The sequence below is a fragment of the Rhodococcus sp. AZ1 genome (assembly GCF_054979605.1).
Window position 1 is genome coordinate 68,524 of the sequence record NZ_JBUEQF010000004.1, and the last position, 13,584, is coordinate 82,107.

Here is a 13,584-nt window from a genome sequence, read left to right on the forward strand (position 1 = left end):
CTGCAGGTGGTGAGGCAATCTCGCGCCGCGCGACCGCAGTGAGAACCCGGAGCCTCGCCGCCCTCGCCGATGGCGGCGACGACGGTGGAGGACGCGGCGTCCTTTACTGTCGATCCGGTGACCGCACCGCGACAGGACCGCCGACCGAGTCGAGGTGGCCCGGTGCGGCTGGTACGCCGCACCGCGCACCGACGAGATGTGAAACTGGCGCAGGCCAGCTACTCGCTCTCCGACCCCACCGTCGACAGGGTCCTGCGGGTGCTGACGCAGTCCGCCGATCACAGCAAGCTCTGGATGGCGATCGCGGCAGTGCTCTCGGTGACCGGCGGACGTCGGCCCCGCGCGGCAGTGCGCGGATTGCTGTCGGTCGCGGTGGCGAGCCTTCTGGCCACCGGCATCCTCAAGCGCGTCTTTCCGCGCAGCAGACCTCCCGAGATGGCCGTCCCGGCGCTGCGTCGACTCCTCGAACCGCCGGTCTCGTCGTCGTTCCCGTCCGGTCATGCAGCCTCTGCTGCTGCCTTCGCGGTCGGTGTCGGGATCGAATCGCCACTGGCGGGGGCCATCGTCGCGCCGGTTGCCGCGGCTGTTGCCTATTCACGAGTTCACGTCGGGGTGCACTGGCCGTCGGACGTGGTGGCCGGCGCCGCCCTGGGGACGGTCGTCGCCTACTCCACGCGCCGGTGGTGGGCGGTCCGTCCGGAGGAGCCACCCGAACTCGGTCGAGGTGGTCGAGCTCCCGCCCTTCCGGGCGGGAAGGGCCTTCTCGTTCTGGTCAACCCCAACGCCGGTGCTCGAAACTCGGCCGTGGTGGATGCGGTCGTCGCCGCTCTGCCGGATGCGGAGATCGTTGCCGCCGAGCCCGGGACCGACTTCGCCGACGCGTTGGCGTCCGCCATCGGACCGTCCACCCGGGCGCTCGGGGTGTGCGGCGGCGACGGAACGGTGGCCACCGCCGTCGGCGTGGCCACCGAGCACGATCTGCCGCTCGCCGTATTCCCCGGCGGCACGCTCAACCACTTCGCTCAGGACACCGCGACGGCCGATCTCGCCGCGACGCTACGTGCCGTCGAAGAAGGACGGTCGGCGTTGGTCGATCTCGGTCGGGTGGACGTCGATGGCCGGTTCGGCAAACTGTTCGTCAACACCGCCAGCCTCGGCGGCTACCCGGAATCGGTACGAATGCGCGAGAAGCTCGAATCGCGGATGGGTAAGTGGCCCGCAGCAGCGTTCGCGATGGCACGCATCTTCTGGCACGCGGAGCCGCTCGATCTGGCGATCGACGGGCGCCCGGAATCGGTATGGATGATCTTCGTGGGAAACGGCCACTACTACCCCTCCGACCAGGTCCCGATGACGAGAATCAGCATGACCAACGGTGCACTCGATGTGCGGTACCTCCGAGCCGATGTACCGCTCTCACGCCTGCGCCTGATCATGGCTGCCTTCAACGGATCCTTGGCGACCTCGCGTACCTATCAGCACCGTCGTGTGTCGTCGATCGTCGTACGCGAACTCGGCGAGCACCGTGCGCTCGCTCTGGACGGCGAGGTCTTCGGCGACGGTCGGCACTTCGTGTTCACCACCTGCCCCTCGGCGCTGACGATCTACAGCTCGGAGGGGCAGGTGCGCGATCAGCTCGACGCCGACTGAGGCAGCAGTTCCTCGAGTTCGGCGCCTGTGATCCGACGAAACGCGCGGCGGGGCCGTGTCTGATCGAGCACGGCCACTTCCAGAGAGGACACCCCGAGGGTCGGGGTGGTGTCGGTGTCCGTGGACCCACCGGCCGTGCCCGGCGAGAGCGAGGCGTGCAGCGAGGTCACCGCCAGTGACACCGCCGCCGCGAGGTCGAGTCCAGCGGCGTAGTTCTCGCGCATCGCCGCGACGATGGGTTCGGTGGTTCCGCCCATCACCACGAACTCGGGCTCGTCGACGATCGATCCGTCGTAGGTGATCCGGTAGAGCTGGGACCGCGAACCTTCGCCGAACCTGCCCACCTCGGCCACACAGATCTCCACCTCGTAGGGCTTGAGCTGCTCGGTGAATATCGTCCCGAGTGTCTGGGCGTAGGCCTTGGCCAGGGAGCGGCCCGTGACATCGTGCCGGTCGTAGGTGTAGCCCTTGGTGTCGGCGTGGACGATGCCGGCCCGCCGAAGGTTCTCGAACTCGTTGTACTTGCCCACCGCCGCGAAGCCGAGCCGGTCGTACAGCTCGCTGACCTTGTGCAGGGCGGACGAGCGATTCTCGGCGACGAACAGCACGCCGTCGGCGTAGGTCAGGACGATGACACTCCGACCACGGGCTATGCCCTTGCGTGCCAACTCCGACCGGTCGCGCATGATCTGTTCGGCCGAGGCGTAGTACGGCATGGTCATCGCGGTTGCCCCCCCTCTGCGGTGCGCTCGGAGACGACCGCGCGGGCCACCGCCTCGAGACGTGAACTGTCGACGAACTGGGCACCGGTGGATCCGACCACCACAGCGGTGGGATAGATCCCGCGGGTGAGGTCGGGTCCACCGGTCGCGGAGTCGTCGTCGGCCGCATCGTAGAGCGCCTCGACGGCTACGCGCAGGGCATCGTCCTCGGACAGACCCTGGTCGTAGAGCTTCTTCATCGACGCCTTGGCGAACAGTGAACCGGAACCCACGGCGTGATAGCCGGCGCGCTCCTCGTATCGACCACCCACCACGTCGTACGAGACGATGCGTCCGGCGGTGGCTGCGTCCGGTGCGTCGAGGTCGTACCCCACGAGCAGCGGAACCACTGCCAGCCCCTGCATTGCCGCTCCCAGATTTCCCCGCACCATCGACGACAGTTTGGTGGCCTTACCGTTGAAGGACAGCGGCATACCCTCGATCTTCTCGTAGTGCTCGAGTTCGACCGCGAACAGTCGCACCATCTCGAGGGCCAGACCGGCGGTTCCGGCGATACCGGCGGCCGAGTATTCGTCGGTGATGTGCACCTTGTCGACGTCTCGGCTCGCGATGACGTTCCCCATCGTGGCGCGCCGATCGCCCGCGAGGATCACTCCCCCGCCGAAGGTCAACGCCACGATGGTGGTGCCGTGGGGCGCGACGTCCGCCTCTCCCGCCCGTGAGCCACCGGCGGCCGACTCCGACGCGAACCGGTTCTCGGGCAGCAGATGCGGCGCATGGTGACGCAGGTGATCGGTGAACGAGGACATGCCGGAGCCGGGTGTGAGCACCGTGTCGTCCTCACGAGGGCCAGGGGTGGAACCGACTGCCGTCACTGGCCGCCCTTCTGCACGTAGGCACGCACGAAGTCCTCGGCGTTCTCCTCGAGAACGTCGTCGATCTCGTCGAGAATGTCGTCGGTCTCCTCGGCGAGCTTCTCGCGACGCTCCTGGCCCGCCGCGCCGTCGCCGGGGGTGTCGTCATCGTCGCCACCGCCGGAACGAGTGGTCTTCTCCTGTGCCATCGCCGAGCCTTTCTCGAGTTCCTGAAACCGTGCTGTTCGTGCTCACCGCTGCATTTCGCCGCCTACATCGATCACCCTACCGACGCGTCGAGCGGGCCCGACGGGTCAGGTGGTGAGCTGGTCGACCAGATCCGCCGCAGAATCGACCGAGTCGAGCAGTGCTCCCACGTGTGCCTTGCTGCCGCGCAACGGCTCCAGCGTGGGAATGCGTACCAACGACTCGCCGCCCAGGTCGAAGATCACCGAGTCCCAACTGGCGGCGGCGACGTCCTCACCGAACCGCCGCAGGCACTCCCCGCGGAAGTAGGCGCGGGTGTCGTGGGGTGGGGTGTTCACTGCGTCGAGCACCTGCGCTTCCGTGACCAGCCGTTGCATGGAGCCGCGCGCGACGAGGCGGTTGTAGAGCCCCTTGTCCAGCCGGACATCGGAGTACTGGAGATCGACCAGGTGCAGCCGCGGCGCGGACCACGTCAGGCCCTCCCGGTCCCGGAAACCTTCGAGCAGCCGGAGCTTCGCGGGCCAGTCGAGCAGGTCTGAGCACTCGAGAGGATCGCGTTCGAGCAGATCGAGAACCATCGACCACTTCTCGACGACATCGCGTGCGCGGGTGTCCGTCGAACCGGTCGAGTCGAGATGGCGCACCACTCGTTCGAGGTAGATCCGCTGCAACGCGAGGGCGGTGACCTCGCGACCGTCGACGAGGGCGACGGTCTGCCGCAGAGTCGGGTCGTGACTGATCAGGTGCACGGCGGTGACCGGTCGTGCCAACTGCAGATCGCTGAGATCGACACCCGCCTCGATCAGGTCGAGGACCAGGGCCGTCGTTCCCACCTTGAGGTAGGTCGACATCTCCGCGAGGTTGGCATCACCGATGATCACGTGCAGGCGCCGGTACTTGTCGGCGTCGGCATGAGGTTCGTCGCGTGTATTGATGATCCCCCGCTTGAGGGTGGTCTCGAGACCGACCTCGACTTCGATGTAGTCGCTGCGCTGAGACAGTTGGAACCCCGGCTCGTCATTGGCCTGTCCGATTCCCACGCGTCCCGAACCGGTGATGACCTGCCGCGACGCGAAGAATGCCGTCAGGCCGGTGATGATCGCCGCGAACGGCGTCTCACGCGACATCAGGTAGTTCTCGTGCGTTCCGTACGACGCACCCTTGCCGTCGACATTGTTCTTGTACAGCTGCAGCCGTGGAGCGCCCGGAACGCTGGAGGCGTGCCGCGCAGCCGCCTCCATCACTCTCTCGCCGGCCTTGTCCCAGATCACGGCGTCGAGGGGATCGGTGACCTCCGGCGCCGAGTACTCCGGGTGGGCATGGTCGACGTAAAGCCGCGCCCCGTTGGTGAGGATCATGTTCGCGGCACCGACCTCGTCCGCGTCGATCACGGGTGCGGGCCCCGAGAAGCGACCGAGGTCGAAACCCCGCGCGTCCCGCAGGGGTGACTCGACCTCGTAGTCCCACCGGGTTCGCTTGGCTCGGGGCACACCTGCCGCTGCGGCGTACGCGAGCACGGCCTGGGTCGACGTGAGGATGGGGTTGGCGGTCGGTTCGGTCGGTGAGGAGATGCCGTACTCGACCTCGATACCGATGATCCTCTTCATACGGTCGACACTAGGTGATCATGATGGCGGTCAGAGGTACTGGCCCGTGTTGGACTCGGTGTCGATGGCCCGGCTGGCACTCGAGTTCTTCCCGGTGACCAGAGTGCGGATGTACACGATGCGCTCGCCCTTCTTGCCCGAGATCCGCGCCCAGTCATCAGGATTGGTGGTGTTGGGCAGGTCCTCGTTCTCCGCGAACTCGTCGACGATGGAATCGAAGAGGTGCTGCACGCTAAGCCCGCGCGAGCCGGTGTCCAACACGGCCTTGATGGCGTACTTCTTCGACCGATCGACGATGTTCTGGATCATCGCGCCCGAGTTGAAGTCCTTGAAGTAGAGAACCTCTTTGTCACCGTTGGCGTAGGTGACCTCGAGGAACCGGTTGTCCTCGCTCTCGGCGTACATCCGCTCGACGACCCGTTCGATCATGGCCGTGATGCAGGCGGCACGGTCGCCCCCGAACTCGGCCAGATCGTCGGCGTGGATGGGCAGCGTCTCGTCGAGGTACTTGGAGAAGATGTCGAGTGCGGACTCCGCATCGGGGCGTTCGATCTTGATCTTCACGTCCAGGCGGCCCGGGCGGAGGATGGCCGGATCGATCATGTCCTCGCGGTTCGAGGCACCGATGACGATCACGTTCTCGAGACCCTCGACACCGTCGATCTCGGCCAGCAGCTGCGGAACCACGGTGGTCTCGACGTCGGAGGAGACGCCCGATCCGCGCGTACGGAAGATCGAGTCCATCTCGTCGAAGAACACGATCACCGGGGTGCCCTCGGACGCCTTCTCCCGAGCACGCTGGAAGATCAGGCGAATGTGGCGTTCGGTCTCCCCGACGAACTTGTTCAGCAGCTCCGGACCCTTGATGTTGAGGAAGAACGACTTCGCCTCGCGAGGGTCGTCACCCTTGGCCTCGGCGATCTTCTTGGCGAGGGAGTTGGCCACAGCCTTGGCGATGAGCGTCTTGCCGCACCCGGGCGGGCCGTAGAGCAGCACACCCTTGGGTGGGCGCAGCGAGTACTCCCGGAAGAGTTCCTTGTGCAGGAAGGGAAGTTCGACGGCGTCTCGAATCTGCTCGATCTGGCGACCGAGGCCACCGATGTCCTCGTACCCCACATCCGGCACCTCTTCGAGCACGAGGTCCTCGACCTCGGCCTTGGGAATCCGCTCGAATGCGTACCCCGCCTTGGTGTCCACCAGGAGGGTGTCACCGGGCCGAAGGCGGCGCGACGGCCCGTCGTAGTCGTCGGGGCTCTCGTCGTCGGCCATCTCCTGCAGCGGCTGGGCCAGCCACACCACCCGCTCCTCGTCGGCATGCCCGGTCACCAGTGCCCGGCGTCCGTCGTCGAGAACCTCGCGAAGCGCGGTGAGCTCGCCGACGCGCTCGTAGTCCATCGCCTCCACGATGGTCAGCGCCTCGTTGAGCCGAACGGTCTGTCCGGGATGCAGTTCGCCGACCTCGATGTTCGGCGATGCGGACAGGCGCATCTTGCGCCCGGAGGTGAACACGTCGACGGTGTCGTCCTCGTACGTCTTGACCAGGATTCCGTAGCCGCTGGGGGGCTGACCCAGGCGATCGACCTCCTCGCGCAGGGCGATCAACTGCTGGCGAGCCTCCTTGAGGGTCTCCATCAGTTTGGTGTTGCGCGTGGACAGCGATTCGATGCGGGACTCGAGTTCGCGAACCGAATCAGGTGAGTCGGCCAGACGGCGGCGGAGCGTAGCGGCCTCCGCGCGAAGGGCGTCCAGTTCTGCTCGCGCAGCAGCATCCGAATTGTCTGTTGGGCTCATGGCGACTCCTCCCGGTGCGAATAACCAACGCTACCGGGCGATCGGCGCACGTGCGTGGTGACCAACGGCACCTCCCGCCCGACGTGTCGTGACCGAGCTGGAATCTCCCGGTGTCCGCCCAGGTGACGGCAGGTGAACAGTGCACCTGTATTCGGCTCGGTCGCGTGATCGGATCGGGTGCGTCGCACGCCACATCTCGGACGTGCGTCGTACGCCGCAGGCGCGCGGTGTTCACGCAGGAGTGCCGCCGACCTTTCCCGCGCGTCGTTGCGGTTTCGGTGTGACGGTGCCCTCGGCGAGGCGACGCGCACTGACCAGGAACGCGGTGTGGCCCTGCATTCGATGTTCCGGCCGCACCGCGAGCCCGACGACGTGCCACCCCCGCACCATCGACTCCCACGACCGGGGTTCGGTCCAGCACTGCTGTTCTCGCAACGCCTCGACCACCTTGGAAAGCTGGGTGACCGTCGCGACGTACACGATGAGAACCCCGCCGGGCACCACCGCGCGACGCGCTGCATCGAGTGCGTCCCACGGCGCGAGCATGTCGAGCACCATGCGGTCGACGAGTCCGCCGCAAGCATCGACGTCGACATCGGCGACGTCTCCGATCACCAGGTCCCAGTTGGCCGGTCGAGCGCCGAAGAACACGTCGACGTTGCGCACCGCGTGTTCGGCGTGATCGTCGCGTACCTCGTACGAGATCACGCGCCCCGTCGGTCCGACGGCACGCAGCAGGGAACAGGTCAGCGCGCCCGAGCCGGCGCCGGCCTCGAGCACCCGCGCTCCGGGGAACACGTCGCCCTCGTGGACGATCTGTGCCGCGTCCTTCGGGTAGATCACCTGAGCGCCCCGCGGCATCGACAACACGTAATCCACCAGCAGCGGACGCAGAGCCAGGTAGGGCGTGCCGTTCGCGGAGGTCACCACACTGCCCTCCTCGGCCCCGATCAGGCTGTCGTGGGCGATTCCACCGCGGTGAGTGTGGAACTCGCGCCCGGGCTCGAGCACCACCGTGTAGTGCCGACCCTTACCGTCGGTGAGCTGCACCCGATCGCCAGGGCGGAACGCACCCGTCGGACGGGTCGACGGGGTGATCTCGCTGGAACTCACTGGGGACCCGATTCTGCTGAGGGGAGGTATCGACAGGAAACGTTGGACGAGCATCACACTCCGGGAGAGCTGGATCGCTCAGAATCGACACGACCTGATGTCCGAGGCCAGGATCGCCTTCGCACCGAGCTCCGCGAGCTGGTCCATGATGAGGTTGTGGCCCTTACGTGGGACGAGGGCGCGCACCGCCATCCAGGCGGGGTCGGCCAACGGTGAAAGAGTCGGGGATTCGATACCCGGGGTGATGCGAACCGCGTCGTCGAGGATCGCGCGGGGGCAGTCGTAGTCGAGCATCAGGTATTGCTGGCCGAACACCACACCCTGAATGCGCGCGACCATCTGGTTACGTGCCTTGTCGTCGCTCGGTGAACCCGCCTGTTCGATCACCACGCCCTCCGAGTCGCACAGTGACTCGCCGAACGCCACCAGATCGTGCTGTCGCAGGGTGCGTCCCGATCCGACGACGTCGGCAATGGCGTCGGCCACTCCGAGCTGGATCGAGATCTCCACGGCGCCGTCGAGGCGGATCACCGAGGCCTCGATGCCGCGGCGCGCGAGGTCGGCGCGGACGAGGTTCGGGTAGGACGTCGCGATACGCAGGCCCGCCAGTCGCTCGGGCGACCACTGCTCGCCCGCGGGCGCCGCGTAGCGGAACGAGGACCGCCCGAACCCCAGGGCCAGGCGCTCGGTCACGGGAGCGCCGGAGTCCCACGCCAGGTCGCGCCCGGTGATCCCCAGATCTAGCTCACCCGATCCCACGTAGATCGCGATGTCCTTCGGTCGCAGGAAGAAGAACTCGACGCGGTTGGCAGGATCGAGAACCGTCAGGTCCTTGGCGTCGGTTCGGCGACGATAGCCGGCCTCGTCGAGGATCTCGGCGGCCGACTCGGACAGGGCGCCCTTGTTGGGTACGGCGACGCGCAGCATGGTGTTCTTCCTCTGGATCGGGTCGTTCGGCACGGCGGGAGGAGCGGACCGATCTACAGGTGTCGGTAGACGTCGTCGAGAGTCAGGCCTCGACCGACCATCAGGACCTGCACCCAGTACAGCAGCTGTGAAATTTCCTCGGCGAGGGCCTCGTCCGATTCGTGCTCGGCGGCGATCCACACCTCCCCGGCCTCCTCGAGGATCTTCTTGCCCTGCGCATGCACCCCCGCATCGAGGGCGGCGACCGTGCCCGACCCGGCCGGTCGCGTGGCCGCGCGCTCGGTGAGTTCGGCGAACAGGGACTCGAAATTCTTCACGGGCGACGATTGTTCCATGCCGCGGCTCCGCCGCTCGTGTTCCGTGCCCCTGCTCCAGCTCCGGCGGCGACGACGGCGAATCCATCGTGCAGGTCGTCGATCGTGAGCCCGTCCAGCGTGGCTCGGTGCAGTCGACGTGGTCCGGCGGGGATGTCGATGTCGGACGGTACGGCCAGGACCACGCATCCCGCAGCGTCCGCGGATTGCGCTCCGGTCGGTGAATCCTCGATCGCGAGCGTGTGGGATGTCTCGATGCCCAGCAGCTGCGCGGCGCGACGGTAGGGCTCGGGCTCGGGCTTGGGGGCGCGTACCTCGTCACCGCAGACGGTGACATGGAATCGGTGACGGCCGAGGGTGTCGAGCGCCAGCTCGGTGAGCGCACGTTCGGTGTTGGTGACCAGAGCCGTACGAAGCCCGGACTCGACGACCCGGTCGAGGGTGTCCTCGGCGCCCGGACGCCACGGCAGGCCTTCGCCGAACAGTTCGGCGACCCTGGTGCGGAGCCGTGCGGCGCTCTCCTCGAGGTGCTCCGGCCCGGTCGGTCGGCCGGCGTGCTCATGGACGATGCGCAACGCTCCCATCATCGAGTTCCCGAGCGTCGAGCGGCGCACCTGCGGGGTCATCTCCGCACCCAGATCGGCCGACAACTCGTAGACCGCGACGTCCCAGAGCTTCTCCGAGTCCAGCAGCGTGCCGTCCATGTCGAACAGCACCCCGCGCAGCTCGGGCCTCGAACCATCAGCACCCATGTGTGTCAGACATCGGCGTGTGTGTCGGACATCGGCGTGCGTCAGACATTGAAGTAGCTCGCCTCGGGATGGTGGAGAACGAAGGCGTCGGTGGACTGCTCGGGGTGCAGCTGAAGTTCCTCGGAGAGCGTCACCCCGATCCGCTCGGGTTCGAGCAGCTTCACCAGCGCGACGCGATCCTCGAGGTTGGGGCACGAGCCGTAGCCGAAGGAGTACCTCGCCCCGCGGTACTCGAGCCGGAAGTACCCGTCCACCTCGCTCGGATCGTCGTCCGCCACATGGCGGCCATCGGGCAACGCGAGTTCCTCGCGCACTCGACGGTGCCAGTACTCGGCGAGAGCCTCGGTCAGCTGAACACCGATACCGTGCACCTCCAGGTAGTCGCGGTAGGAGTCCGACGCGAACAGTTCGTTGGCGAAGTCCGCGATGGGTTGGCCCATCGTCACCAGGTTCATCGGGAACACGTCGACCCGACCGGTGGCGCGCGCCGCCTCCCGGGATCGGACGAAGTCGGCAATGCAGAGGAACCTGCCACGCTGCTGACGGGGGAAGGTGAAGCGGAACCGTTCGGGGGCATCGGGTTCCGGCGACTCGAGCACGATCACATCGTCACCGTCGGACACCGCCGGGAAGTACCCGTAGACGATCGCCGCGTGCGCGAGGACGCCGTCGGTGCTCAGGCGGTCGAGCCAGTACCGTAGTCGGGGGCGCCCCTCGCTCTCGACCAGGTCGTCATACGACGGTCCCTCCCCCGCCCTGGCGCCGCGAAGACCCCACTGGCCCAGGAAGAGTGCGCGCTCGTCGAGCAGACCCGAGTACTCGGCGAGCGAGACACCGCGCACCACGCGCGTACCCCAGAACGGCGGTGTGGGCACCTCGATGTCGGCGGCCACATCCGACCGCGCCGGCACCACGACGTCGTCGTGATCGGCCTTGCGTTGGGCGGCGATTCGCGCCGACCGGGCGTGACGCTCCTTGCGTTCGGCGGCCTTGCGTGCAGCAGTACGTGCCGCCTCGGAGTCCACCTCGGGTGCTCCGCCCCGTTTGGCGGACATGATCTCGTCCATCAGCTGCAGACCCTCGAAGGCGTCGCGCGCGTACCGCACGTCGCCGTCGTAGACCTCACTGAGATCGTTCTCGACGTACGAGCGGGTGAGCGCGGCTCCGCCCAGCATCACGGGGAACTGCTCGGCCACTCCGCGGGAGTTGAGCTCGAGCAGGTTCTCCTTCATCACCACCGTCGACTTCACGAGCAACCCGGACATCCCGATCACGTCGGCACGCTTGTCGACGGCGGCGTCCAAGATCGCCGAGATCGGCTGCTTGATGCCGAGATTGATCACCTCGTACCCGTTGTTGCTGAGGATGATGTCGACGAGGTTCTTGCCGATGTCGTGCACATCGCCCTTCACCGTCGCCAGCACGATTCGACCCTTGCCGTCCTCGTCACTGGCCTCCATGTGGGGCTCGAGATGTGCCACAGCGGCCTTCATCACCTCGGCCGACTGCAGCACGAACGGCAGTTGCATCTGCCCCGAACCGAACAGCTCGCCCACGGTCTTCATCCCCGACAACAGCGTGTCGTTGATGATCGTCAAGGGCGGGGTGGTGGTCATGGCCTCGTCGAGATCGTCGGCGAGCCCGGCGCGCTCGCCGTCGACGATGCGCCTCTCGAGTCGCTCGAACAGCGGGAGTGCGGCGAGCTCCTGGGCCCGCGACTCGCGTGCCGACGCCGCGGAGACCCCCTCGAACAGCTCCATCAGTCGCTGCAGCGGGTCGTAGCCCTCGCGCCGACGGTCGTAGACCAGATCCAGCGCCACCTCGCGCTGCTCGTCCGGGATTCTCGCCATCGGCAGGATCTTCGAGGCGTGCACGATGGCCGTGTCGAGGCCCGCCTCGGTGCACTCGTGTAGGAACACCGAGTTCAGAACCTGTCGAGCAGCCGGATTGAGACCGAACGAGATGTTCGAGATGCCCAGTGTGAAGTGCACCTCGGGGTGATCGCGGTGGAGCCGGCGAATGGCCTCGATGGTCTCGATACCGTCGCGGCGCACCTCCTCCTGCCCGGTCGAGATCGGGAAGGTGAGCGTGTCGATGATGATGTCGTTCTCGGGAATACCCCAGTTCTGCGTGATGTCGGCGATCAGGCGTTCGGCGATGCGGACCTTCCAGTCCGCGGTACGGGCCTGGCCCTCCTCGTCGATCGTCAACGCGACCACAGCGGCCCCGTGGCGCTTGACCAGGCGCATGATCTTCTGGAAGCGCGAGTCGGGCCCATCGCCGTCCTCGTAGTTCACCGAGTTCACGGCGCTGCGGCCACCGAGGTGCTCGAGCCCCGCCTCGAGTACGGCCGGTTCGGTGGAGTCGAGCATGATCGGCAGTGTCGACCCGGTGGCCAGGCGGCTCGCCAGCGCGGCCATGTCGGCCGCGCCGTCGCGGCCGACGTAGTCGACGTTGAGGTCGAGCATGTGCGCGCCGTCGCGGGTCTGGTCCTTGGCGATGTCGAGGCACCGCTGATGATCGCCGGCGAGCATCGCCTCGCGGAAAGCCTTGGAGCCGTTGGAGTTCGTCCGCTCGCCGATCATCAGGATCGACGAGTCCTGCTCGAACGGCACCGAGACGTAGAGCGACGAGACGCCGTTCTCCGGGGCCGGCGAACGGCGGGCGCGCTCGGTGGCGCGGACGGCGGAGACCATCTGCCGAATGTGTTCGGGCGTGGTGCCACAGCAACCACCGACGAATGCCAGCCCGTACTCGGCGACGAACGTGCTCATCGCCTCGGCCAGTTCTTCGGGTGTCAGCGGATACACCGCGCCGTTCGGCCCCAGAACCGGCAGCCCGGCGTTGGGCATGACCGATACCGGAAGGGTCGAGTGCCGCGACAGGTGCCGCAGGTGCTCGCTCATCTCGGCCGGACCCGTCGCGCAGTTCAGACCGATCACGTCGACACCGAGCGGTTCGACCGCGGCCAGCGCCGCGCCGATCTCCGATCCGAGCAGCATGGTGCCCGTGGTCTCCACGGTCACGTGGGTGATGATCGGCACGGTGCGACCGGTGGATTCCATCGCGTCCTGAGTACCGAGCACAGCGGCCTTGACCTGCAGAAGGTCCTGGCAGGTCTCGATGAGGACGGCGTCGGCGCCGCCCTCGATCATGCCCAGTGCGCACTCGCGGTAGGCCTGGCTCAGTGCGCGGAACGGTGCATGGCCCAGTGACGGCAGCTTGGTGCCCGGTCCCACCGAACCCAGCACGAAGCGCGGCATCCCGTCGTGCCCGGGACCCATCTCGTCGGCCACCGCACGGGCGATGGCAGTGCCCTTCTCCGAGAGCTCCCTGATTCGGTCGGAGATGTCGTAGTCGGCCAGATTGGGCAGGTTGCATCCGAAGGTGTTGGTCTCGACCGCGTCGGCGCCGGCCTCGAAGTAGGCCCGGTGAATGTCGGCGAGGACGTCCGGACGGGTGTCGTTGAGGATCTCGTTGCATCCCTCGAGACCCAGGAAGTCCTGCAGGCTCAGCTCCGCAGCCTGGAGCATCGTTCCCATCGCCCCGTCGCCGACCACCACCCGCCGTGCGAGTGCGTCGAGGAAACCGGTGCCGACACGGTCGTTCCGGGGGGCGATTGGCATGTGTCCAGAGTAGTGGGAAGG

11 protein-coding genes are annotated in these 13,584 nt (G+C 67.1%); 1 reads left to right on the forward strand and 10 read right to left on the reverse strand.

Going from position 1 to position 13,584, the window contains the following annotated elements:
• Nucleotides 1-117 precede the first annotated feature (117 nt).
• Nucleotides 118-1,650, forward strand: coding sequence for a phosphatase PAP2 family protein (locus ACY48E_RS06395; protein WP_462871297.1), 1,533 nt, complete (start codon nt 118-120; stop codon nt 1,648-1,650).
• Here ACY48E_RS06395 and prcA read toward each other — a convergent pair.
• The 10 genes from prcA to metH all read right to left on the reverse strand — a co-directional run bounded on the left by prcA (nt 1,632) and on the right by metH (nt 13,563).
• Nucleotides 1,632-2,372 (reverse strand): proteasome subunit alpha, encoded by a 741-nt coding sequence (prcA, locus tag ACY48E_RS06400; RefSeq protein WP_462871298.1) that lies wholly within the window; start codon nt 2,370-2,372, stop codon nt 1,632-1,634. The two genes, ACY48E_RS06395 and prcA, sit on opposite strands and share 19 nt — an antisense overlap.
• Complete coding sequence (prcB, locus tag ACY48E_RS06405; protein ID WP_462871522.1) at nt 2,369-3,181, reverse strand: proteasome subunit beta; 813 nt, start codon at nt 3,179-3,181, stop codon at nt 2,369-2,371. The genes prcA and prcB overlap by 4 nt, the downstream gene beginning before the upstream one ends.
• A gap of 62 nt (nt 3,182-3,243) precedes the next feature.
• Nucleotides 3,244-3,435, reverse strand: a complete 192-nt coding sequence (locus tag ACY48E_RS06410) for a ubiquitin-like protein Pup (RefSeq protein WP_462871299.1) — start codon at nt 3,433-3,435, stop codon at nt 3,244-3,246.
• Between the two features lie 105 nt (nt 3,436-3,540).
• Complete coding sequence (gene dop, locus ACY48E_RS06415) at nt 3,541-5,040, reverse strand: depupylase/deamidase Dop (protein WP_462871300.1); 1,500 nt, start codon at nt 5,038-5,040, stop codon at nt 3,541-3,543.
• A 30-nt stretch (nt 5,041-5,070) separates the two neighbouring features.
• Nucleotides 5,071-6,831, reverse strand: a complete 1,761-nt coding sequence (gene arc, locus ACY48E_RS06420) for a proteasome ATPase (RefSeq protein WP_462871301.1) — start codon at nt 6,829-6,831, stop codon at nt 5,071-5,073.
• 231 nt (nt 6,832-7,062) lie between these two features.
• Entirely contained in the window at nt 7,063-7,944 is an 882-nt protein-coding gene (locus tag ACY48E_RS06425; RefSeq protein ID WP_462871302.1) for a tRNA (adenine-N1)-methyltransferase, read from the reverse strand.
• A 78-nt stretch (nt 7,945-8,022) separates the two neighbouring features.
• Nucleotides 8,023-8,871 (reverse strand): ATP phosphoribosyltransferase, encoded by an 849-nt coding sequence (hisG, locus tag ACY48E_RS06430; RefSeq protein WP_462871303.1) that lies wholly within the window; start codon nt 8,869-8,871, stop codon nt 8,023-8,025.
• A 53-nt stretch (nt 8,872-8,924) separates the two neighbouring features.
• Nucleotides 8,925-9,206: a phosphoribosyl-ATP diphosphatase gene (locus tag ACY48E_RS06435; protein ID WP_462871304.1), complete on the reverse strand. Its 282-nt coding sequence runs from the start codon at nt 9,204-9,206 to the stop codon at nt 8,925-8,927.
• Nucleotides 9,185-9,937: an HAD family hydrolase gene (locus tag ACY48E_RS06440; RefSeq protein ID WP_462871305.1), complete on the reverse strand. Its 753-nt coding sequence runs from the start codon at nt 9,935-9,937 to the stop codon at nt 9,185-9,187. The genes ACY48E_RS06435 and ACY48E_RS06440 overlap by 22 nt, the downstream gene beginning before the upstream one ends.
• Before the next feature lie 41 nt (nt 9,938-9,978).
• Complete coding sequence (gene metH, locus ACY48E_RS06445; RefSeq protein ID WP_462871307.1) at nt 9,979-13,563, reverse strand: methionine synthase; 3,585 nt, start codon at nt 13,561-13,563, stop codon at nt 9,979-9,981.
• Between the last annotated feature and the right edge of the window lie 21 nt (nt 13,564-13,584).

Bases quoted from the DNA above. Each gene is read 5' to 3' on its own strand.
- ACY48E_RS06440 (WP_462871305.1), bottom strand. From the start codon at position 9,937: ATGGGTGCTGATGGTTCGAGGCCCGAGCTGCGCGGGGTGCTGTTCGAC.
- dop (WP_462871300.1), bottom strand. From the start codon at position 5,040: ATGAAGAGGATCATCGGTATCGAGGTCGAGTACGGCATCTCCTCACCG.
- ACY48E_RS06410 (WP_462871299.1), bottom strand. From the start codon at position 3,435: ATGGCACAGGAGAAGACCACTCGTTCCGGCGGTGGCGACGATGACGAC.
- hisG (WP_462871303.1), bottom strand. From the start codon at position 8,871: ATGCTGCGCGTCGCCGTACCCAACAAGGGCGCCCTGTCCGAGTCGGCC.
- prcB (WP_462871522.1), bottom strand. From the start codon at position 3,181: ATGTCCTCGTTCACCGATCACCTGCGTCACCATGCGCCGCATCTGCTG.
- ACY48E_RS06435 (WP_462871304.1), bottom strand. From the start codon at position 9,206: ATGGAACAATCGTCGCCCGTGAAGAATTTCGAGTCCCTGTTCGCCGAA.
- metH (WP_462871307.1), bottom strand. From the start codon at position 13,563: ATGCCAATCGCCCCCCGGAACGACCGTGTCGGCACCGGTTTCCTCGAC.
- prcA (WP_462871298.1), bottom strand. From the start codon at position 2,372: ATGACCATGCCGTACTACGCCTCGGCCGAACAGATCATGCGCGACCGG.
- arc (WP_462871301.1), bottom strand. From the start codon at position 6,831: ATGAGCCCAACAGACAATTCGGATGCTGCTGCGCGAGCAGAACTGGAC.